This window comes from Methylorubrum salsuginis (assembly GCF_900114375.1).
Lineage (GTDB): Bacteria > Pseudomonadota > Alphaproteobacteria > Rhizobiales > Beijerinckiaceae > Methylobacterium > Methylobacterium salsuginis.
This window is the reverse complement of sequence record NZ_FOSV01000001.1, coordinates 76,997-97,940: the sequence shown is the minus strand read 5'-3', so window position 1 is coordinate 97,940 and position 20,944 is coordinate 76,997. Positions and strand designations below refer to the sequence as shown.

The following is a 20,944-nucleotide window of genomic DNA, read 5'->3' as shown; positions in this document are numbered from 1 at the left end:
ACTGGCCGAGCCATCCGGGACGATGCCGTCTCATTGGATTTCAGGTGCTTCGGTGATGTCGATCCAAACTGAACATCTTAAAAGATGTCGAAGTGATCGGCGGTAAGCTTCAAGTTGCTATCGAGGGTAGCAAACTGAACGGCGGCCTGGCCGCCTTTACCGTCGGCATCGTACAGCAAGGCGCCTGTTTTATTGTTATAGATAATCCGATCGCTCGCGTCATGGGCAGCCGAGCCGATGTAAAAAGCGCCAGCGGCCAAGTCGCCGACCTTCAAGCTCTTGAAGATCGCGTTTTCCAGCGCAATGCTGTCGCTGGCGACCGCGAAGTCGGTGATGCGATCCACATTGGTTTTCGCGTTCAAAGCGGTGTCGAAGACGAAGTCGTCGTAGCCATCGCCGCCGATCAGCCTATCGTTTCCAAGCCCACCCGCCAGCCTGTCGTTGCCCGTGCCGCCCTCAAGGCGGTCGATGCCAGCCAAGCCCTTCAACGAGTCGTTTCCGCCCAAGCCCAACAGGACATTGTTGCCGGACGAGCCCTTCATCAGGTCTCGAAAGCCCGTGCCGAGCACATCCTCGATCGAGACCAGCGTATCCTTATACCCATAGGAGTCGAAGGCAAAATAACGCTCAAGGTCTACGGTGACGCCCTGAGTGCCATTCTCAAATGAATAATTGATTGTGTCGATTCCGAGGCCGCCGTTGATGTCGTCAGAGCCGCTCAATCCCGTGAAAGTATTAGCCTCGGCGGAGCCGACCAGTGTGTCCTGGCCATTAGTTGCAATGATATCTTGGATTCCGATCAGCGTATCGACATCTCCATAATAGCCAAACTTCCCATAGCCCGTCCCATCCGGGTTGCCCGCGAGGTTCACGTCGATGCCATAGTCGTTGTCATAGTCGTAACGGACCGTGTTGTGTGAACCGCCGCCACCGTTGATGGTGTCGCCACCGCCGCGGCCGCTGAACGCCTCATAGGCGGCTGTCTTGGAACCAACGAACGTGTCGACCTCGTCGGTCCCGACGATCAACTCCATATTCTTGACCGTGTCGACACTGCCATACGTATCGACGACCGTGTTCTTTGTCAGATTAACCTTGATGCCGCCGCCGCCGTTTTCCTGGGAATAGTTGACGATATCGTAGTCGCCCACGCCGCCGTCCATCTGGTCTCGGCCGCCATTGCCGACGAACGTATCGGAGCCGACCCCACCGAAGAATTTGTCGTTCTTCTGGCCACCGATGAAGTTGTCGTCGAGCGTTCCCCCGGAAACGATCAGCGGCACGTCCTTCAACAGGGTCAGGAGCGGAGACAGGTTCGAAGAGTAGGCATTGCTGACCGCCGTATTGAACTCGTTCGCGTTGAGGCTGAGGCCGGACATCGTCCAGCGCACGGAGCCGTCGGTGTTAAAGATCGTAATGCCCTTGATCCTGCCGGATTCAAGTCCACCATAGTAACTATCACTATATGTAAAATTCGATCCACTAAGCTCTATTCCGTACGACGTGCTTTCGTCGACGACGACGCATTTTGTAGAAGTTTGTTTGTCGAATGTTCCTTCCCAGGCAGAATCAATTGCAGCAATGGAAAATGCGCCATCAATGATGCGAACAGTGGCCATGGTCGTTCCCGCTTCAAATCGAGTCACCCTTGTAGAGGGTGTGAAATCCATTCATCCATAAGACTCGCAGGGGGCGACTGAAAATTGCAACCAGCGTTGCAGATTTGCACTCACGAATGCGTCAGGAATCCTGATCCGAGCGGCGGGCCGCCAAGGGGAGCAACTACCGGCTGAGCGGCCTCTCCAGCGAGTCCGCTCCTTCGGTCTTCGCCTCGGGCGAGCCCAGAAACTCGGCCAGATGCCGCTTCCACAGGGAGGCGTAGCGCAACGATTGATGTCCGTGGGTCTCGGGCGAGGTCGGCACCAGCACGAAGCGGCCGTCCTTCACACGCGCCATCGCGGCGTTCATCACGTCGAGCTGGGGCGGGTTCAGTTCGTCGTCGGCGAAGTTCACCGCCAGCACCTTGGCCTCGATCTTCCCGAGATCGGGGAAGGGATCGTAGTCGAACGAGGAATCGAACCAGCGCAGCCAGTCGTTGGCGTCGGCCTTGTCGGCGTAGCCCGCGACCATCTTGTCGTAGACGGCGTCCGACGCGGCGCGGGTCGGGGCCTGCTTCTGGAGGCTGAGCACGCTCTCGGTCATGATGTTGAAGATCGGCAGGATGCGCTCGAAGCTTTTGGGCTGCTTCGTGTATTCGCCGTTGTTCCAGTCGGGGTCGGAGCGGATGCCCTCGATCAGGAGGCGCCGCCACAGGGCGTTGCGGCCGCTCACGGGAATCGGCTGGCTCGCCACCGCCATGATCAGGTCCATGCCCTTCGGGTAGCGGATGCCCCACATCCAGGCCTGCATCCCGCCCATGGAGGTGCCGAGCACGAGGCGCAGGCGCTTGACGCCGAGGTCCTCGACCACCCGGTGCTGACCCGCGACGACGTCGCCGTAGCCGTAGCGGGGGAAGCGGCCCTTGAGCCCGTCGGACGGCTTCGACGAACCGCCGCGCCCGAGCCCGTCGGGCAGGATCACGTACCAGTGCCGCGCATCGAGCGGCGCCCCCTCGCCGAACAGCTCGGGGCCGAGCGTCGGGATCAGGAAGCTCTTTCCGGTGCCGGTGGTGCCGTGCAGGACGAGCACCGCGTTGTCGATCTCGCCGTCGGCGCCGCGATGGGGCGTGCCGAGCGTGGTGTAGTGCAGCTTGGCCTCGGGCAGGCTCTCGCCGCCGGCGAGGCGGAAATCCCGGACGACGACGTCGCCCTCGCGCTGGCCCGGATAGGTCTGCGGTGCGGCCAAGCCGCTGCTCGCGCTCGCAAAAAGCAGACTCATCGCCAGGAATGCCGCTCGGCCCGTCCTCATGCCTCGTCCTCCACCCAGCCGAAGGAGCGCTCCACCGCCCGGCTCCAGCCGGAGAACAGGGCCGCGCGCCGCTCCGCGTCGAGATGCGGATGCCAGCGCCGGTCAACCGCCCAATTGTCCGTGAGGTCCGACAAACCGCCCCAGAATCCGGTGGCGAGGCCCGCGGCATAGGCGGCTCCCAGGGCCGTGGTCTCCGACACCTTCGGGCGCAGGGTCTCGCGGTCGAGGATGTCGGCCTGGAACTGCATCAGCAGGTCGTTGACGGTCATGCCGCCGTCGCAGCGCAACTCGCTCAAGGTGATACCGGAATCGCGCTCCATGGCCTCCAGCACCTCGCGGGTCTGGTAGGCAGTGGCCTCGAGACACGCGCGGGCGATGTGGCCCTTGTTGGCGTAGCGGGTCAGCCCGATGATGAGGCCGCGGGCGTCGTCGCGCCAATGCGGCGCGTAGAGGCCGGAGAAGGCCGGCACGACGTAGACGCCGCCATTGTCCTCGACGCTGCGGGCCAGCGCCTCGATCTCGGAGGATTCGCGGATCAGTCCGAGATTGTCGCGCAGCCACTGCACCAGGGCGCCGGTGATGGCGATGGAGCCCTCCAGCGCATAGGCCGGGGCTTCGTCGCCGATCCGGTAGGCCACCGTGGTGACGAGCCCGGCCTTCGAGGCGACGGGCTCCGGGCCGGTGTTCATCAGCGCGAAGGCGCCGGTGCCGTAGGTGTTCTTGCCCTCGCCCGCCGCGAAGCAGGTCTGGCCGAAGAGCGCCGCCTGCTGGTCGCCGAGGATGCCGGCCACCGGCACGCCCTCGAATGGGTCGCAGGTCTCGGCCAGCACCGCGCTCGACGAGACGATCTTCGGCAGCACCGCGCGGGGGATGCGGAACACGCCGAGCATGCCCTCGTCCCAGTCGAGGGTCGCGAGCGACATGAGCTGGGTGCGGCTGGCGTTGGTCACGTCGGTGACGTGCAAGCCCCCCTCCTCGCCGCCGGTGAGGTTCCAGACCAGCCAGGAATCGATGGTGCCGAACAGCGCCCGCCCGTCCTCGGCCTTCTCCCGCGCCCCCTCGACATGGTCGAGCAGCCAAGCGAGCTTGGAGGCGGAAAAATAGCTCGCCAGCGGCAGACCGGTGAGGGCGCGAAACCGGTCGCGGCCACCGTCGCGGGCCAGCGCGGCGACGTGCCGGTCGGTGCGGGTGTCCTGCCAGACGAGCGCGTTGTGCAGCGGTTCGCCGGTCGTGGCATCCCACAACAAGGCGGTCTCGCGCTGGTTGGTGATGCCGATGGCGGACAGGTCGGAGGGCTCGAGTCCGGCCCGCACCAGCCCCTCGCGCATCACCGTGCGGGTGTTGCGCCAGATCTCGCGGGCATCGTGCTCGACCCATCCGGCTTTGGGAAAGATCTGCTCGTGCTCGCGCTGGGCCTGCCCCAGGATGGCGCCGGAGCGGTCGAACACGATGAAGCGCGTGCTCGTGGTGCCCTGGTCGATCGCCCCGACCGCTTCACGCGCCGCGTGCCCCATGGCGTCCCTCCCCGGCCCGGATCGTCACGTCCGGGGCCGTCGAGGGCGATCCTACACGACGATCAGGAAGTCGGAAGCGGCGAGCGCCGCGACCTTGTCGAGCACCGCGATCCTGATTTGGGCCTGCGCCCCGGTGCCGTCGGCATCGTAGAACAGGGCCTTGGTCCTGGCGTCGAAGATCAGGCGGTCGTCGGCATCGTGGGCGCTCGTGCCGGCGTAGATTTGCCCCTCGGCCAGCCGCCCGGCCTTCAATGCGGTGAACACGTCGTCGTCGAGCCAGAGCACGTCGCTGCCGGCGGTGAAGTCGGTGATGCGATCGGCCTCGTTCGCACCGAGCTTCGTGTCGAACACGAACCGGTCGGCGCCGGCCCCGCCGGTGAGGATGTCGGCGCCCGCGCCGCCCTTGAGCGTGTCGTTGCCGCCGCCGCCCGCGAGACGGTTCGAGGCCCCGTTGCCGAACAGGGCGTCGGCACCCGAGCCGCCGACGGCGTTCTCGACGTTCAGCAGCACGTCGCGGCCGATCTCGGCGCCGATGGCGTGGTAGACGGCATTCTTGCTGCCGACGGTCTCGCGCATGCCGTTCAAATCGACTTGGATCGCCTCGGTTGTCGCGCCGTAATCGGCGGTGTCGCCAAGGATCTCGCCGCCGCGGCCCCCCTCGATCGTGTCGTCGCCCCCACCGCCCACCAACCGATCGTCCCCGGCCTCGCCGAAGAGCCTGTCGTTGCCCGCGCCGCCCAGGAGCGCATCGTTCCCGGCCCCGCCTTCCAGCCGGTCGGCGCCATCGCCGCCGTCGAGGAGGTCGGCACCGTCCTGACCCTTGAGCCCATCGTTCCCGCCCCCGCCCGACAAGCGATTCGCGGCTGCGCTGCCGGTCAGCAAATCGGATCCGAGGCCGCCGGTAACGTTCTCGACGTTCTTGAAGGTGTCGCGGCCGATCTCGGTCCCAACGGCGTGATAGCTCACGGTCTTGCCGCCGACGGTCGCGCTCATACCGTTCAGATCGACCCGGATCTGCTGGCGCGCGTCGCCGTAATCGACCGTATCGCCTCGGACTTCGCCGCCACGCCCGCCGTCGAGCAGGTCGTCGCCCGCGCCACCCGTCAGCCTGTCGTCCCCGGCCTCGCCGAAGAGCGTATCGTGGCCCGCACCGCCCTTGAGCGCGTCGTTTCCGGCCCCGCCGGCCAGCCGGTCGCCGCCATCACCGCCGTCGAGGAGGTCGGTGCCATCGCTGCCCCTGAGCACATCGTTGCCCGCGCCGCCGACCAACCTGTCGTCCCCTGTACCGCCGTCGAGCGTATCGCTGCCCGCCTCGCCATGGAGCAGGTCGTTCCCGGTTCCGCCGTCCAACCGGTCGCCGCCGTCGCCACCGACCAGCCTGTCGTCCCCATCCTGGCCCAGGAGCGTGTCGTTGCCCGCGCCGGCTTCGAGCCGGTCGTTGCCCGCGCCGCCTTCCAATCGGTCGCCGCCTTTGCCGCCATCGAGGACGTCGTCGCCGTCCCGCCCCTCGAGCAGGTCGTCGCCGGCCCCACCCCAGAGGCTGTTTGCACCCACATCGCCGGTCAGCACGTCAGAACCGTTTCCGCCGACGACGTTCGCAATACCCGTGAGCGTGTCGCGGCCAATCTCGGTCCCGGTGGCATGATAGACCATGGCCTTGCCGCCGACGGTCGCGCGCATGCCGCCCAGATCGACCCGGACCTGCTGGCGTGCGTCACCGTAATCGGCAGTGTTGCCGATCCGCCCGGCATCGCCGCCGTCGAGCGTGTCGTTACCTGCGCCGCCGGCCAGCACGTCGTCGCCGGCTCCGCCGATGAGGAGGTCGTCGCCCGCTCCGCCATCGAGGTAGTCGTCGCCCGCCTCGCCCTTCAGGACGTCGTCACCCTCGTCCCCGCCGAGGCCGTCGTCCCCGGTGCCGCCGAAGAGTGCGTCCTTGCCGGCTCCGGCATGGAGGACATCGCCGCCATCGTCGCCGTAGACAGTGTCGTCGCCATCGTCGGCGAAGACCACGTCGTCGTTCGCACCGGCGAAGATTCGGTCGTCGCCTGCACCGCTGAACACGAGGTCGTCGCCGGCTCCGGCCCGGATGACGTCCCTGGTCGAGACGCCCCGGATCGTGTCGTCTCCAACGCCGCCAGTCTGGGTCAGAGTGTAGGTCTTGTCGTCCCAGTTCCAACTGGTGACCTGAGTGCCGTCCGCCCTGTCCGAGCCGTAGAGGTAGGCGACGGCCGCCTCGTCGAGATCGCCGAGCTTGGGGAGCGTCGAGGGCACATCGCTGTAGCTCATCACCGTGTGGGCGACGGTATCGAGGGTCGGATCGAGGAGGACATCGCCTTCGAAGGGATGCTTCAGGCCGATCGCGTGGCCGATCTCGTGCGTCAGCACGTGGATCTCGCCGTAGAACGAGTAATCTTCGACGGTCAGGTCGATGAAGATGTCACCGCCGGGCGCCAGATCATAGGACCCACTGCGGTCGATCGTGGTGAAGGGATTGTACGCAAAGGCCGCGGCATCGGAGGTGTCCGGGTTCTTGCCGAGGTCGTAGCGCCCGAACCGGATGTCGCCCTGCCCCGCCGGAACCTCGAGGAACTTAATCCCGCTCGCCCCGTCCCAATGCAGGAGAGCGAAGAAGGCGGCTGACTCCTCCATCTGGCCCAGCGGCCTGAACGAGTCCTTGAACTCGGCCGAAAATCCCAGATCCGAGAGGTAATCGTAGGCTTCGGTCTCGAACGAATAAGTAATGAAGACCGGCTTGCCGACAGTCTTATCCCCCCACCAGCTCGACCCCGAGAGCAGGGCCGTATAATCGCTGACCGTCTTGGACATTGTCGCATCACCTCTGCACTTGGCCTAGGTGATGACACTCGGCAGTTCAAGCAAGCGTTGCATATAGATCGAAAGAACACTCGTTGCGTGGCGTTTGAGCGACACCGGTTCGGGTGGACGACCTCAGCCCGCCGCCCGCTCCAGCAGGGCCGGGGTCTCCTTCGCGCCCATCTGCCGCGCCAGTTCCGCGGCGTTCATCCCCGAGGCGTCGCGGCGGGCCGCGTCGGCGCCGCGGGCGAGCAATTGCTCGACGATGGCGACGCGGTCGAACATGGCCGCGAGCATCAGCGCCGTGCGCGCGCCGTCGGCCGTGCCGTCCACCGCCGCGCCATGGTCGAGCAGGAGATCGACGATACCCGCATCGCCCTTGAAGGCGGCGCCCGCCAGCGGAGTCTGGCCGCGGTCGTTGGCGAGTTCCGGGTCGCCGCCGGCCTCCAGCACCACCCGCGCGGTTTCCGCCTGGCCGTTATAGGCGGCGAGCATCAGGAGGCTGTCGCCCTTGTCGTTGCGCAGGTTGGCCGGCAGCCCCTGCGCGAACAGCCCGGCCAGTTCCTCGGCATGCCCCATCCGGGCGTACTGGAAGACACGGGCCGCGAAGGCGAGGGTCGCGTCGTCGAGGGCTGCGGGGGAATCGGCGGGGGGATCGGCCTGCATCGAAGGTCTCGTCGAGATGTCCTGAAGGGGGCGTGATGTGGGGCCCGGGTCGAGGTCGTCCAGCGCGTCGTCCGGTCAGCGCCGCCGTCCCGCGTGCCGCGCCGCCTCGGCGTCCTGGGCGGCCTTGGCCTCCGCGATCCGGCGCAGGGTCAGGAAGCGGGTGATGTCGAACTCGACGTCCCGGATCGTCTCCTCGATCAGGTGGCGCTGCAGCAGGATGCCCGGATCGTCCGCGGCGAGGCCCTCGCGCTCCTGAAGCCGTTGCACCGCCGCCCGGACCACGTTGTAGACCTCTTCGCGCTCCTCCCGGCTCATCGCCGGGCTCACCGCGCGGGCGACGAGATCCGAGAAATCCGCCATGGGCCTGCTCCTGTGACACGTTCCGCCGGCGCTCGCGGCGGACCGAGACCGCTCCGGCAAGGCGAGGGACATCGCCTGCGGCGGCTGCCCGATCAAGGGGCGGCCCCCTCGAGCCAGGGCAATCGCGCGGGCAGCGCCGTATATTCGGGCATGAAGCGAAAGCTCGAGTACCGTCCTGAATGTCGGATCCAAGACGGTTCCCAGGTTCCTGTGCTGCATCGTCTTTCCCGAAAGCCGGTATCCGCCTCTCGGGACGATGCTCCGAGGCCGCGCAGGCGGCCGTCGGCGTTTGGGGCCAAACAATCAAAGTCGGTTGTCGACGACGGCGGCCCGGATCAGGGAGAGGGCGCTCCAGAACATCGTGAACAGGAACAGGGCCACGCCGACGGCGTAGAACGGTGCCGGATAGGCCGAGTAACTCGGCAGCAGCGGCTCGACATAGGTCGCCAGATAGATCTGTTGCTTCGAGGCGGCGACGCGGGCTCGGTCGAGGATCATGTTCATCGACGCGTTGAGCTTCTCGGCGATCGTCTGCTCGACCATCAGGCCCTCGTATTCGAGCAGGGCCTGGGTGAGATTGTGCGAGGCGTCGCTGACGAGGCCGTCGGTGGTGAGGCGGTTCTGCAGGTCCTTCATCTGGCCGTCGATGGCCGCGACGGTGGCGACGAGCACTTGGATGCTGCGGGTCTTCTCGTCGAGCTTGGAGTCGCGCAGGACGCGCAGGTCGTTCTCGGCCTTGATCTTGTCCTTGCGCAACAGCTCGATCGTGGTGGCCGTCGCCTGGGCGGACTGCGACGGGTCGATGATGCCCCAGCGGTTGCGGAATTCCTGCAGCGTCGTGCGAGCCCGCTTGAGTCGCTCCACCGCCTTGTCGACCTCCTTCTGCGCCTGGGTCAGCATATCCTGCTGGGCGCGGCGGGAGATCGTGTTGATGAGGGTCTCCGACTGGGCGATCACCTCCTTGGAGATCGCCACCGCGTCCTGGGGCGAGAAGGCCCGCACGGTCAGCCGGATCACCCCCGAGACGACGTCGATCTGTGGCGTGACGTGGTCGCGCCAGTAGCGGACCAGCCTCTCGACCGGTTGATCGGAATTGTAACGTGCCCAGAAGTCGATCCCGTCCTGCGAGAACATCGTCTGGAGGCCGAGCTTGGCATCGACCGCCTCCACCAGCGGCCGGCTTCTGATGTAGTCGCGCAGGATGAAGCTGTCCTGGCTGTTATGCTTCTGGATCAGCTCCTGATACACGCCGAGCGAGGTGTTCGCCATCGGCTCGATGTCGCCGCGCACGGCGAACTGCGATTCGGCGACGTATTGCGGCGTGGCCAGCACGAAGACGTAGAATCCCACGGCCGCCGTCGGCACCAGCACGAACAGGGCGTAGCTGCGGACCAGCCGCACCAGCAGCCGCGGCTGCGGGCGCGCCTCCTCCCGGCGCCGGAGGCCGGGCAGGCGGGTCCAGTCGAGGGTCCGGCGCACGCGGGCGACCAGGGGCCCGCCCCGGCGCGCGGGCACGGGCTCGATCGTCTCGGCATTGCGCCGCAGATCCGGCACGGAGCGGCGGGCGAGGTCGATGAGCGACTGGACGCTCGGGTTCGACCGGACCTTCGTCTCCTGCTTGACCTCGTCCGAACTCATCGAAGAGACATCCTCGCGGGAAAACCGCCGCCGGCCGTCTGCCGGGCTCCTGTCGCGCCCGGCCGCGAAGCGTCGGGCGGGCGCTCGCCGCCGGGGCTGAGGTCCCGTTCTTTTCGGCCCTTTTTAAGGCGCGGCGATCCGCCGGGATTGCCGGGCGCAGCCGGGCTGCGATAGGCCGCCCTCACCTCGCGAGGGCGGGGCGAAGCGGGAGCGGAGGGGCGATTGGGACGCCGTCAGGAACCGCGCGGCCCGATCCGCACGGCGCAGGACTTCACGGCGAAGGCGCCCGAGGCGGTGCCTGCCAAGGCCCGCACGGCGAAAGCCGGCTTCGCAGAGGTCGTGCTGGTCTGCGGCAAGTGCGCCAAGCGCCAGGGTGTGGACCGCAAGCGCCTCGGCCGCGTCCTCAAGCGCGCCGCGGGCCGGCCCGAGGGGGAGGCGGTGCTGCGCCCGGACGCCCGCCAGCAGGCCCGCCAGAAGACCCGCAAGGTGAAGATCGTCGAGACCGGCTGCCTCGGCCCCTGCCCCAAGCGGATGCTCACGGTGGCGACCGCGGCCTCCTTGGCGCGGGGCCGCGTCGTGCTGCTCGATCCCGGACTCGATGCCGTCTGCGCCGCATCCCTCTCCCTCGACGCGCCCGCCCGCCCGGCGCCGGATTCGCCCGATGCCGATGGCTGACCCCGCCTCCCCGCCGCGCCGCCTGCTGCGGGGCTTCGCGCGCCGCCTGCCGCTCCTCGGAACCCTCGCCGGACTGGGGCTGGGCGGCTGGCTCGTGGCCACCAACGACCTCGCGTCCATCGGCGACGCGTTCGGGCGGATCGGCGCCCTGGGACTCGTGGGCATCGTCGTCGTGCGGGCGCTGATCGTGCTCCTGTGCGGGCTCGCCTGGGCCCGCCTGCTCGCCGGGCTCGGTGCCGCCGTGCCGGATGGGGGACGGGTCGAGACCGGGGCCTTCGTGATCCTGCGCTTCGTGCGCGAGGGGGTGAACGTGCTCTTGCCCGTCGCCTCGGTCGGCGGCGAGGTGGTGGGCGGGCGCCTGCTGACCTTCTGGGGCGTGGCCGGCAGCTTCGCGGCGGCCTCGCTCTTGGCCGACATGCTGATCCAGGTCGCCACGCAGGTCGGCTTCACGGTGCTCGGGGCCGGGCTCCTGTGGCGGCTGCCCGGCGAGGCCGCCGCGACGCTCGCCCGCTGGACCGTGGAGGTGGCCGCCGTCGCGGTGGCGGCGGTCGCGGCCTTCTTCGCCCTGCAGCGCCTCGGCTCCGCCCGCGGTCTGGAGCGGCGGCTCGCCGGCCTCCTGCGCCGTGTCCTCGGCGGGCCCGAGCCGGGTGCCGCCGCCGGCCCGTCCGTGCGCGACGCCCTCGACGCGGTCTGGGGGCGCGACCGCCGCGGCCCGCTGGCCCAGGCGACGCTGCTCCACGCCGCGGGCTGGCTCCTGGGCGCCGCCGAGATCTGGATCGTGCTTGCCTCCATCGGCGTCGAGGCGAGCCTGACCGAGGTTCTGGTGTTGGAATCGCTGTCGCAGGCGATCAAGTCGGCGGCCTTCCCGGTGCCGAGCGGACTCGGCGTCCAAGAGGGCGGCTTCGTCTTCGTCGGCGCCCTGTTCGGGCTGGACGCGGGCATCGCCATTGCCCTGTCGCTGGCCAAGCGCGTCCCCGACGTCGTCCTCGGCCTGCCCGCGCTCCTCGTCTGGCAGACACTGGAGGCGCGGCGCGCCCAGGTTCTGGCGCCACCGGGATGAGTTCTACGCCCCCCGCCGCGCGGTCAGCCAGGACGCCGCCAGCACCACCAGCCCCACGGTCGCGATCATCAGGGTCGAGGCGGCGTTGATCTCCGGGTTCACCCCGAGCCTAACCTGGCTGTAGAGCCGCATCGGCAGGGTGGTGGCGCCGGGGCCCGAGACGAAGCTCGCGATCACGAGGTCGTCGAGCGACAGGGTGAAGGCGAGGAGGAAGCCGGCCGCGACGGATGGGGCGATCAGCGGCAGGGTAATGCCGAAGAAGACGCGGGCCGGCGACGCGCCGAGATCGGCGGCGGCCTCCTCGAGCGAGCGGTCGAGGCCCTTGAGGCGCGCGCCCACCACCACGGCGACGAAGCCGGTGGCGAAGGTGGCGTGCGCGATCACGATGGTCCCGATGCCGCGATCGAGCCCGATGCCGACGAACAGCAGCAGCAGCGACAGGCCGGTGATGACTTCCGGCATCACCATCGGGGCGTAGAGCAGCCCGGTATAGGCGCCGCGCCCGCGGAAGCGTCCGTGCCGGTCCAGCGCGAGCGCGGCGAGCGTCCCGAGCACGCCCGCGATCCCGGCCGAGAGCAGCGCCACCTTGAGCGAGACGAGGGCCGCGGCGATCAGCGGCCCGTCGGCGAACAGGATTGCGTACCAGCGGGTCGAGAACCCGCCCCAGACGGTGACGAGCTTCGAATCGTTGAAGGAATAGACGATCAGCACGAGGATCGGCGCGTAGAGGAAGGCGAGGGCGAGGCCGAGCGCGGTGCGGGCGAAAGGCGTCATCGTCCCCTCCCCTCGGCGGCCTCTTCCCGGCGCAGCTCCGCCTCGCGGAACAGCACCACGGGGCCGACGATCAGGATCAGCAGCAGCACCGCGACCGCGGAGGCCAGCGGCCAGTCGCGGTTCGAGAAGAACTCGCTCCACAGCACGCGCCCGAGCATCAGCGTGTCCGAGCCGCCGAGCAGATCCGGGATGATGAACTCGCCGACCATCGGGATGAAGCAGAGCAGCGCCCCGGCCGCGACCCCCGGCAGGGCGAGCGGCAGGGTCACGGTGAAGAAGGCCCGCGCCCGCCCGGCGCCGAGATCGGCGGCCGCCTCCAGCAGGGCCGGGTCGAGCCGGCTCATCACCGCGTAGAGCGGCAGCACCATGAAGGGCAGGTAGGCGTAGGTCAGCCCGATCAGCACGCCGGTGGGCGAATCGAGGATCGGCAACGGGCTTGCGATCAGCCCGAGCTTCATCAGGGCGCCGTTGAGCAGCCCCTCGGGTTTTAGGATCGCGATCCAGGCGTAGACCCGGATCAGGAAGCTCGTCCAGAACGGCACGATGACGAGCGCGACGAGGATCGGCTGCCAGCGCTTCGAGGCGCGGGCCATGGCGTAGGCGGTCGGCGTGCCGGTCAGCGCCAGGATCGCGGTGGCCAGCGCCGCATAGCCGAGCGAGGACAGGGCGGCGTCGCGGTAGAGCGCGTCCTCCGCGATCATGCGGTAGTTCTGGAAGTCGAGCGCTTCGAGAAACTCGCGCCAGCCCTCCAGCCCGCCCTGCCAGTCGATCACCGGCAGGTAGGGCGGCTGGGCGGTGGCCGGCGAGGAGAAGCTGATCTTCAGCGTCACCGCGAAGGGCACGAGGAAGAACAGGACCAGCCACGCGAGCGGCAGCCCGCGCACCAGCAGCCGCGCCAAGCGCCCGCTCATGCCGACAGCACCCGGGCGGCATCGGCGGGAATCGCGACGGTGACGGCCTCGCCCACGCCCGGCATCGGCCCCGTTGCCGGAAGGGCGGCGGAGGCGCGCAGGACCGTGCCGTCGGCCATCCTGATCCGGGAGCGGATGCGGTCGCCGAGGAAGGTCGCCTCGACAAGTGTCCCTTGGAGCGTGCCGGGCAGCCCGTCCGCCCCGCCGACGACCAGCCGCTCGGGCCGCACCGCGACCACCACGGCGGCGCCCGCCGCGCCCTCCCCGCTCGCCCGGATCGGCCCGAGGGCGGTCTCGACGGTGCGCAGGCCGCCGGGCTCGTCCGGCCCGAGCCGGCCCTCGATCAGGTTCACGTCGCCCAAAAGACCGGCGACGAAGCGGCTCGCCGGGCGCTCATAGAGGTCGCGGGCCGGGCCGACCTGAACGAGGCGCCCGCGTTCCATCACGCCGATGCGGTCGGCGAGTGCCATCGCCTCTTGCGTGTCGTGGGTGACGACGACGAAGCCGGTGCCGAGCCGCCGCTGAATCGCCCGCAGTTCCCCTTGCGTCTCCTCCCGCAAGGTGCGGTCGAGGGCGCCCAGCGGCTCGTCGAGGAGCAGCAGCTTCGGCTCGCGTGCCAGGGCGCGGGCGAGCGCCACCCGCTGCCGCTGCCCGCCCGACAATGTTTCGGGACGCCGCGATTCGAAGCCTTCGAGCCGCACCAGCTTTATCAGCCCGGCGACCCGCTCGGCCGCCTGCTTCCGGCTCAAACCCAAGCCCTTGAGCCCGTAGCCGACATTGGCCGCCACGCTCATATGCGGAAACAGCGCGTAGGACTGGAACATCATGTTCACCGGCCGCCGATGCGGCGGCAGCGCGGTCAGGTCCGCCCCGTCGAGCCGGATCGCGCCCGCGTCCGGCGTCTCGAAACCGGCGATGAGCCGCAGCAGGGTGCTCTTGCCGCAACCCGAGGGCCCAAGCAGGCAAAACACCTCGCCCGGCGCGAGATCGAGGGAGACGCCATCGACGGCCGTTTGAGGGCCGAAGCGTTTGGTGATCCGCTCGATACCGAGCAGCGGGGCGGTGGGGGGAAGGGGCGCGGGCAAGACGATCGGTCAGGGGCTCGAAAGGACCTGGTTCATCCCTATCACGCGTCTTCCCGCAGCGCCTCCTGCACCCGCGCTTCGAGCAGGTCGGGGCGGCGGATCACGAGGGCGCCGCGGGTGCGGTCGATCAGGCCCTCGCCGGCCATCACGGTGAACTCGCGCGTCACCTGCTCGCGGCGGCAGCCGATGCGGGCGGCAAGCACGTGGTGGTAGGGCGGCGGCGTCACGACGCGCTCGCCCTCATGCCCCGCCCGCGGCACCGAGAGGCGCAGCAATTCGGCATAGAGGCGGTGGCGCAGGTCGAGGAGCGCGTGCTCCATCAGCCGGGTGTTCAACTCGCGCACGCGCTTGGCGAGCAGCCGGAACAGCCGGTCGGCGATGGGCTCGGAGGCGAACACGATCTGGCGAAAAACGGCGGCCGGCACCACGCAGACCTCGCCGCGGGTCAGCGCCGTGACGTTGGCCGAGCGGCCGATCCCGTCCAGCGCGGCGAGTTCGCCGAAGAAGGCGCCCGCGCGCATCTCACCGAGGATCACTTCCTTGCCGGATTGCGAGCGGTTGAGGATGCGCACCTCGCCGGTGGCGAGGAAATACACGTCGGTCGAGATGTCGTCGTAATCGACGAGCGTCTCGTTCTCGTCGAAGCGCCGCCAATGGCAGCGCGTCTCGTAGGGAGTGAGATCGACACCCGGCTCCTTGAAGAACGGGATGCTCGCCAAACGGCCTGTCGCCACGCCTCTAGAACCTTCTTCGCACGAATCGGATCGTGGGGCGGGCGTCGCAGCGGGTCAAGTCGCCCTGGGCCGGCAAGCCGCCTTCGCCGTGGATGAGCCCGCAGTCTGCGCCCTCGCGGCCGGCCGGGCCGCCACCGGGCGGCGCGAAGAAAACCTTGACCTTCAAGTCCGGCGGGACGCAACCAAAAGGTTTGTTGCGGAACGAATAAGCAACGAAATTTGGGCAGTCATGAATTCTCGCGCCGTGCAATCGATTTTTTGCCAGCCAATCGAAAATTTCCCGCGTGATTTCGGAAAAAAGTAACCGTACAGTTAACCCTCGAAGCCGCTCAGCTCGCGGGGTTAGGCAATGTTGAATGCGGGCCGTGATTTATTTCTCCAAGACGCCTTTAGTGTAGGACTGATTTCATCCAGCAACGATGCCGGGTCGATCGGGTGCCTCGTGTGGGATTTCTTGCCCGACGGTGTCGATGTCGTAGTCGACCCTGCGGTGATCGTCCCCGACACCGTCCATCTTTCGATCGCTTCGCCGGAGATCGACCGTCCCTGCGCCGTCGTGGAGCGCGAGGGCAGCCGGCTGCACCTCGCTTATATGCGCTGACGTCTTGGTGGTGAGGGGCGGCACCCGCATCGCCTGCATCTTGCGCTAAGCTTGCGGCCTTCCGAACCGGACGGCCGTGCCCATGGACGACAGCTTCATCCTTCTGCTCACCCTCCTCGGGCTTGCCACGATCGTCGCCGGCCCGGCGGGGCTGTTCCTCGTGCTGGGACAGCGCGGGCGCATCGCCGCGCTGGAGCGCCGCATCGCCCGGCTCGAAAGCGACGCCACCGCCCCCGATCCCAGACCTACCGCCGTGAGGACGGCGGCGCCGCCTCCGCAGGCGCCGAGGCCGGACGTGGTCTCGCCGGAAGGCCCCCCACCGGACGCGCCCCCGGTCCCGCCGAATCGGGAACCGGTTCCGAAGACCGCGCCGAAGATCGCCTCCCCGGCTCCGCGCCCGGCGACGCCGCGCCCTTCCCTCGAAGAGCGGTTCGGCACCCGCTGGACCGTCTGGGCCGGCGGGCTGGCGCTCGCCTTCGGCGCGGCCCTGCTGGTGCGCTATTCGGCCGAGCGGGGCCTGTTCGGGCCGGGCGTGCGGGTCGCGGGCGCGGTGCTTCTGGCGCTCGGGCTGCTCGCCGCGGGCGAGTTCCTGCGCCGGCGCCTGCGCGGCGCGGCGCCGGTTCCGCCGAACTGGCCCGACGTGCCGGCGGTCGTCACCGCCGCCGGAACGGTCGCTCTGTTCGGTGCGATCTACGCGGCGCATGCCCTCTACGGCTTCCTCGGGCCGCTCGCGGCCTTCTCCGGGCTCGCCGCGACGGGGCTCGCCGCCATGGCCGCGGCCCTGCTGCACGGCCCGGCGCTCGCCGGCATCGGCCTCGTCGGCGCCATGGGGGCGCCGTTCCTCGTCGGCAGCGGTTCGGCCAGCCTGTGGCCGCTCGCCCTCTACCTGCCGGTGGTAGCGGGCAGCGCCTACGGCTTCGCGTGGCTGAAGGGCTGGCGCGCCCTCGCGGTCGCGGGCGGGCTCGGCGCGGCGGCGTGGTCGGTGCTGATCGCCCTCCTCGGCCTCGGGACCGGCATCGGAAGCGGGCCGGCGCAGGCGCATCTCGTGCTGCAGGGGGCGCTGGCCGCGCTGGTGCTCGCCGTGCTGCCGGGCCGGGGCGTGGCGGATGAGGACGCGCGCCTCGACCGCTTCGCCGCCGGCGCGCTGGCCGCCTTCGTTCTCGTCGCCGGCGTCGTGCTCGGCCTCACCGCCGGCGAGGGTGCCGCGGCGGGCTGGATCGCGGCGGCGCTCGCGACGGTGGCGCTCCCCGCCGCCGCCGGGTTGCTGGCGGCCCCGGCCGCCCTCGGCCTGCCGGTGGCGGCGCTGGCGCTCGCGGGCGTCCTCGCCCTCTGGCCCGAGGCGGGCGAGCCCGCGCGCGATCCGCTCGGCCTGTGGCACGGCACGGACGCGGCCTCGGCGATGCCGTGGTTCGCCCTCGTGGCGGCCGCCCTCGTCGCGGCGGCCGGCACCCTGCGCCTCCTCGGCGGCAGCCGCCTGCCCTACGCCACCGCCCTCGCCGCCGCAGCGGGGGCGGCGCTGGGGCCGCTCGGCGCCCTGGCGATGGCCTATCTCCGCCTCTCCGACGGCGCGGTCGCGCCGGGCTTCGCCGCGGGCGCGGGCGCGCTGGCCGCCCTGTTCTGCGGGCTCGCCGCCCTGGTCCGCCGCGAGGGCGAGCGCACGCCCTCCCCGGCCCTGACCCTCGGGCTCGGCGCCTTCGCCTCCGCGGCCGTGGCGGCGCTCTGCCTCGGCTTCGTCTTCGCGCTGTCGGGCGGCTCGCTGACTCCGGCGCTGGCCGGGGCGGCGCTCGCGACCGGGCTGATCGCGCGACGCCTCGACATCCCGGCCCTGCGCTGGTGCGTCGCCGGCCTGGCCGCCCTGGTGGCGGGCCGCCTCGCCTGGGATCCGCTGCTGACCGGCCCCGGCCTGTCGGCGACGCCGATCCTCAACGGGCTGCTGATCGCCTACGGCCTGCCGGCCCTCTGCCTCGGGCTGGCCGCAGGGGTGATCCGCCGCGGTGCCCCGGATGTCCCGGAGCAGATCGCCCAGGCGGTGAGCCTCGTGCTGGCGGGCCTGCTCGTCTTCCTCGAGATCCGCCACGCGCTCCACGGCGGCGACCTCGCGGCGCCGGGCACCAGCCTCGTCGAGCAGGGGCTGGCGACGCTCTCGGGCCTCGGTTTCTCCCTGGTGCTGGGCCGCGTCTCGGGGGCCGCCGCCTCGCCGGTGATCCGGGTCGCGGGCCTCGCCTTCGCCGTGCTGGCCCTGGTGCAGGGGGCGCTCGGCCTGGGGCTCGCCGCCAACCCGCTGCTCACCGATGCGCCGGTGGCGGGGGGACTCGTGTTCAACGACATCGCGCTGGCCTACGGCGCGCCGGCGCTGGCGGCGTTCGCCCTGGCGCGGGCCGCGCAGGGGCGCCGGCCGGTCTGGTTCGTGCGGGCCGCGGGACTGCTGGGTCTCGGCCTCGCCTTCCTCGGCACGTGCTTGATGGTCCGTCACGGCTTCCAGGGCGAGCGGATCGGCCTCGACCGGGAGACCGGCCAGCCCGAATGGTACGCCTATTCGGCGGCGTGGCTGGTGCTGGGCCTGCTGGCGCTCGCCGACGGCATCCGGCGCGGCTCGACGCTCGCCCGCTACGCCTCCGCCGTGCTGGTCGGGCTTGCGACCCTCAAGGCGTTCCTGTTCGACCTCGCCGGGCTGGAGGGGCCGTTGCGGGCCCTGTCCTTCCTCGGGCTCGGCGCCTGCCTGATCGGCATCGGCCTCGTCTACCAGCGCCTCGTCTTCGCGCGGCCCCCGGCCGCCGGGGAGGCGGGGTGAGGCCATCCCATTCCGGGACCGTGACGAAGGCCGGTCCTTGAGGGCCGGCTAACCTGAACGGGGCATTGTCCCTGTCGAGCCGCGTTGCGTATCGGCTCCGTCGTGCGGAACACGACACGCCCCGCCGCTCCCCCAGCGAGCGGCGGGGTCGCCGCCCGCCCGGGCGCAGGTTGACGGGACGTTGCGCGGCAACCCACGGGCGATCGTCGTCGTTTCCTGTCCTGGCCGACCGAAGGGGCCGGACAGAACGGGCCGCCTCGCGTAGGGTGGCATCTTCCGGGCCGGAAAGGCGGCCCTCGGGGCGACAGCGGAACGGAACGGGCGGTATGGCGGACAAGCCGACGGACGAGGACGACCGGGCGGTCGAGCGGCTGACGCTCTACATGCTCAAGGAGACCTACGGGGCGGCCGCCGCGGCACTGATGCGGATGAACCCGCGGGCGGCGAGCGATCTGTTCCAGGCCTTCGAACGCCAGATCGCCGAGGCGCTGGAGCGGATGCACGTCCACCGCTCGGAAGGGCCGGACTCGACGACCATCGCGGTCGCGGTCGGCAGCCGCATCGCCGACATCCTGGACCACGCCCATCGCCGCCAGTTCGAGGCGAGACCCCCCGAGCCGCGACCGGAGGACCCCGCCCTCAAGGCCGCCCGCGAGGCCGGCCTCTCCCAGGACGCCGTCGAGATGCTCGCCACGCTCCAAAACCGCTGGCCGAAGGACTGATGCCAAGCGGCACGCAACAAGACCGCTGGTCCTGTTGCGTGCGTCCGGCGGAGGCCCGCCGCCCCGCCGCCCCGCCGCCCCGCCGTCGCGGGGGCGATCGGCGATGCCTCAGGATCATCGCCGATCGGTACGAGAAGTCCGGGTTTCGAAAGGACGATGTCCTTTCGCGGGTCCAGGGCAGAGCCCCGGTCTCCCGCCGAAGGAACGATCCCTTCGGAATCCCCGATCCTATTCCGCCGGCACCGGTCTCGGGGCCAGGGCGTCGGGTTCGTCGACGAAGGGGCGCTCCGGGTGCATGGTGAAGGCGAGGCCCGCCCCGAGGATCAGGAGCCCGATCGAGCCGGCGAACGGCAGGATCCAGTTGCCGGTCATGTCGACGATGAAGCCGAAGGTGAGCGGCGAGACGATCGCGGCGAAGGCCGAGCCGAAATTCATCAGCCCGCTCGCCGTGCCGGCATATTGGGGCGCGATGTCCATCGGCACCGACCAGATCGGCCCGATCACCAGTTCGAGGAAGAAGAATCCGCCCGACAGCAGCAGCGCCACCAGCGTCAGGTCCTTGGTGAAGAACACGCCCGCGAGGCAGGCGGCGGCGCCGAGCATGCCGAGGCAGATCACGTTGCGGCGCGCCTTCTGCAGGTCGCCGGTCTGCTTCAGGATGCGGTCCGAGACCACGCCGCCGAGCGTATCGCCGACGACGCCCGCGAAGAACACGCCCGAGGCGAACAGGGCCGAGTTCTTGATGTCGAGGCCGTAGCCGTCCTTGAAGAACGAGGGCAGCCAGTTGAGGTAGAGCCACAGCGACCAGCCATAGCAGAAATAGGTCAGCGTGACGGGAGCCATGCGCGGCACGAGACGGCGCCACGGCACCGGGGGCTTGGCCACGGGCTTCACCGTGCGGTCGCGGATCGCGAGGCGGGTCAGGTCCGCGTCGGTCACGCCCCGATGCTCGCGCGGGTCGTCCCGGTAATAGGCGAACCACACCACGACCCAGGCGAAGCTGACGATGCCGAGGATGACGAAGGCGCCGCGCCAGCCGACGAAGGCCATCAGCACCACCACGAGCGGCGGCGTGATGGCGTTGCCGAAGCGGGCGAAGGAATGGGTGATGCCCTGGGCGAAGCCGCGCTGATCCTTCGCGACCCAGGACTGCATGGCGCGTGTCGCCGTCGGGAAGGTGGCGCCCTCGCCGAAGCCGAGCGCGAAGCGGGCCAGGAACAGCGAGACCACGCCCCCGACGAAGCCGGTGGCGATGGTCGCCGCCGCCCAGATCAGGCCGCAGATGAACAGGGTGCGCCGTGCGCCCCACTTGTCCGCCATGGCGCCGCCGACGATCTGGAACACCGCGTAGGGATAGGCGAAGGCCGAGAAGACGAGGCCGAGTTGGGTGTTGGTGAGCCCCAGTTCTCCTTTGATCGCCGGGCCGGCGGTGCCGACGTTCACCCGGTCCACATAGGTGATGAAATACATCAGGCAGAGCAGGAACAGCACCATGCCCGGCGCCGTCACGCGGCGGGGGATCGTGATCATCGGCGGTTTCCTCCTGGGATTGTCGTTCGGCGCAGGCTGCCTCTGACGGGCGGCTTCCGGCACGATCCTGCCGCTCCCGCGAGATGGAGAGGGGGCGATCCTCGGACCGGTGCGACGCTCGCGTAATTTTGCATTCAATTTTGCGGGATACAAGCATTATCA

The 20,944-nt window shown here is 69.6% G+C and carries 17 protein-coding genes; 5 read left to right on the top strand and 12 right to left on the bottom strand.

The genetic code is table 11. From position 1 onward, the window contains the following. Positions 1–77: 77 nt before the first annotated feature. The 7 genes from BM140_RS00450 to BM140_RS00420 all read right to left on the bottom strand — a co-directional run bounded on the left by BM140_RS00450 (position 78) and on the right by BM140_RS00420 (position 9,899). Positions 78–1,619, bottom strand: a complete 1,542-nt coding sequence (locus tag BM140_RS00450; protein ID WP_131803711.1) for a calcium-binding protein — start codon at positions 1,617–1,619, stop codon at positions 78–80. A 163-nt stretch (positions 1,620–1,782) separates the two neighbouring features. Continuing rightward, the gene (locus BM140_RS00445) at positions 1,783–2,877 is read right to left on the bottom strand and encodes an alpha/beta fold hydrolase (RefSeq protein ID WP_280142570.1); all 1,095 of its coding nucleotides are present in this window, start codon (positions 2,875–2,877) and stop codon (positions 1,783–1,785) included. Positions 2,878–2,903: 26 nt separating this feature from the next. Beyond that, entirely contained in the window at positions 2,904–4,421 is a 1,518-nt protein-coding gene (glpK, locus tag BM140_RS00440) for a glycerol kinase GlpK (protein WP_091940878.1), read from the bottom strand. A gap of 51 nt (positions 4,422–4,472) precedes the next feature. Then, complete coding sequence (locus BM140_RS00435) at positions 4,473–7,247, bottom strand: matrixin family metalloprotease (RefSeq protein WP_091940876.1); 2,775 nt, start codon at positions 7,245–7,247, stop codon at positions 4,473–4,475. Between the two features lie 123 nt (positions 7,248–7,370). Next, positions 7,371–7,901: an ankyrin repeat domain-containing protein gene (locus BM140_RS00430; protein WP_091940874.1), complete on the bottom strand. Its 531-nt coding sequence runs from the start codon at positions 7,899–7,901 to the stop codon at positions 7,371–7,373. Between the two features lie 75 nt (positions 7,902–7,976). After that, positions 7,977–8,261 carry a hypothetical protein gene (locus tag BM140_RS00425; protein ID WP_091940872.1) on the bottom strand — a complete coding sequence of 95 codons (285 nt, stop codon included), beginning with the start codon at positions 8,259–8,261 and terminating at the stop codon, positions 7,977–7,979. A 303-nt stretch (positions 8,262–8,564) separates the two neighbouring features. Beyond that, positions 8,565–9,899 (bottom strand): KpsE/RkpR family capsule polysaccharide export protein, encoded by a 1,335-nt coding sequence (locus BM140_RS00420; protein WP_091940870.1) that lies wholly within the window; start codon positions 9,897–9,899, stop codon positions 8,565–8,567. A 222-nt stretch (positions 9,900–10,121) separates the two neighbouring features. On the opposite strand from BM140_RS00420, the gene BM140_RS00415 reads away from it, so the two are divergent. Both BM140_RS00415 and BM140_RS00410 read left to right on the top strand, forming a co-directional pair. Beyond that, positions 10,122–10,574, top strand: coding sequence for a hypothetical protein (locus tag BM140_RS00415; protein ID WP_207549409.1), 453 nt, complete (start codon positions 10,122–10,124; stop codon positions 10,572–10,574). Further along, on the top strand, positions 10,567–11,634 hold the full coding sequence (locus BM140_RS00410) for a lysylphosphatidylglycerol synthase domain-containing protein (protein WP_091940868.1): 1,068 nt from the start codon (positions 10,567–10,569) through the stop codon (positions 11,632–11,634). The genes BM140_RS00415 and BM140_RS00410 overlap by 8 nt, the downstream gene beginning before the upstream one ends. Positions 11,635–11,637: 3 nt before the next feature. Here the strand turns inward: BM140_RS00410 and BM140_RS00405 are convergent, their stop codons facing one another. From BM140_RS00405 to BM140_RS00390, 4 genes are read right to left on the bottom strand one after another with little or no spacing between them, the layout of a single operon-like run. Next, positions 11,638–12,408 carry an ABC transporter permease subunit gene (locus BM140_RS00405; protein WP_091940866.1) on the bottom strand — a complete coding sequence of 257 codons (771 nt, stop codon included), beginning with the start codon at positions 12,406–12,408 and terminating at the stop codon, positions 11,638–11,640. Next, positions 12,405–13,319, bottom strand: coding sequence for an ABC transporter permease (locus tag BM140_RS00400; RefSeq protein WP_091940864.1), 915 nt, complete (start codon positions 13,317–13,319; stop codon positions 12,405–12,407). Before BM140_RS00400 ends, BM140_RS00405 begins: the two co-directional genes overlap by 4 nt. Further along, a complete protein-coding gene (locus tag BM140_RS00395; RefSeq protein WP_091940862.1) occupies positions 13,316–14,404 on the bottom strand; it encodes an ABC transporter ATP-binding protein in 1,089 nt (362 codons plus the stop codon). The genes BM140_RS00400 and BM140_RS00395 overlap by 4 nt, the downstream gene beginning before the upstream one ends. A 41-nt stretch (positions 14,405–14,445) precedes the next feature. Further along, the gene (locus BM140_RS00390) at positions 14,446–15,138 is read right to left on the bottom strand and encodes a Crp/Fnr family transcriptional regulator (protein ID WP_091940860.1); all 693 of its coding nucleotides are present in this window, start codon (positions 15,136–15,138) and stop codon (positions 14,446–14,448) included. 349 nt (positions 15,139–15,487) lie between these two features. On the opposite strand from BM140_RS00390, the gene BM140_RS00385 reads away from it, so the two are divergent. From BM140_RS00385 to BM140_RS00375, 3 genes are all read left to right on the top strand, one after another. Further along, positions 15,488–15,739, top strand: coding sequence for a hypothetical protein (locus BM140_RS00385; RefSeq protein WP_091940858.1), 252 nt, complete (start codon positions 15,488–15,490; stop codon positions 15,737–15,739). A gap of 82 nt (positions 15,740–15,821) precedes the next feature. Further along, on the top strand, positions 15,822–18,530 hold the full coding sequence (locus BM140_RS00380; protein ID WP_091940856.1) for a DUF2339 domain-containing protein: 2,709 nt from the start codon (positions 15,822–15,824) through the stop codon (positions 18,528–18,530). Between the two features lie 326 nt (positions 18,531–18,856). Next, the gene (locus BM140_RS00375; RefSeq protein WP_091940854.1) at positions 18,857–19,252 is read left to right on the top strand and encodes a hypothetical protein; all 396 of its coding nucleotides are present in this window, start codon (positions 18,857–18,859) and stop codon (positions 19,250–19,252) included. Between the two features lie 228 nt (positions 19,253–19,480). On the opposite strand, the gene BM140_RS00370 is transcribed toward BM140_RS00375, so the two are convergent. Then, positions 19,481–20,782, bottom strand: a complete 1,302-nt coding sequence (locus BM140_RS00370; protein WP_091940852.1) for an MFS transporter — start codon at positions 20,780–20,782, stop codon at positions 19,481–19,483. Positions 20,783–20,944 lie beyond the last annotated feature (162 nt).

Bases quoted from the DNA above. Each gene is read 5' to 3' on its own strand.
- BM140_RS00450 (WP_131803711.1), bottom strand. From the start codon at position 1,619: ATGGCCACTGTTCGCATCATTGATGGCGCATTTTCCATTGCTGCAATT.
- BM140_RS00445 (WP_280142570.1), bottom strand. From the start codon at position 2,877: ATGAGTCTGCTTTTTGCGAGCGCGAGCAGCGGCTTGGCCGCACCGCAG.
- glpK (WP_091940878.1), bottom strand. From the start codon at position 4,421: ATGGGGCACGCGGCGCGTGAAGCGGTCGGGGCGATCGACCAGGGCACC.
- BM140_RS00435 (WP_091940876.1), bottom strand. From the start codon at position 7,247: ATGTCCAAGACGGTCAGCGATTATACGGCCCTGCTCTCGGGGTCGAGC.
- BM140_RS00430 (WP_091940874.1), bottom strand. From the start codon at position 7,901: ATGCAGGCCGATCCCCCCGCCGATTCCCCCGCAGCCCTCGACGACGCG.
- BM140_RS00425 (WP_091940872.1), bottom strand. From the start codon at position 8,261: ATGGCGGATTTCTCGGATCTCGTCGCCCGCGCGGTGAGCCCGGCGATG.
- BM140_RS00420 (WP_091940870.1), bottom strand. From the start codon at position 9,899: ATGAGTTCGGACGAGGTCAAGCAGGAGACGAAGGTCCGGTCGAACCCG.
- BM140_RS00410 (WP_091940868.1), top strand. From the start codon at position 10,567: ATGGCTGACCCCGCCTCCCCGCCGCGCCGCCTGCTGCGGGGCTTCGCG.
- BM140_RS00405 (WP_091940866.1), bottom strand. From the start codon at position 12,408: ATGACGCCTTTCGCCCGCACCGCGCTCGGCCTCGCCCTCGCCTTCCTC.
- BM140_RS00400 (WP_091940864.1), bottom strand. From the start codon at position 13,319: ATGAGCGGGCGCTTGGCGCGGCTGCTGGTGCGCGGGCTGCCGCTCGCG.
- BM140_RS00385 (WP_091940858.1), top strand. From the start codon at position 15,488: ATGTTGAATGCGGGCCGTGATTTATTTCTCCAAGACGCCTTTAGTGTA.
- BM140_RS00380 (WP_091940856.1), top strand. From the start codon at position 15,822: ATGGACGACAGCTTCATCCTTCTGCTCACCCTCCTCGGGCTTGCCACG.
- BM140_RS00375 (WP_091940854.1), top strand. From the start codon at position 18,857: ATGGCGGACAAGCCGACGGACGAGGACGACCGGGCGGTCGAGCGGCTG.
- BM140_RS00370 (WP_091940852.1), bottom strand. From the start codon at position 20,782: ATGATCACGATCCCCCGCCGCGTGACGGCGCCGGGCATGGTGCTGTTC.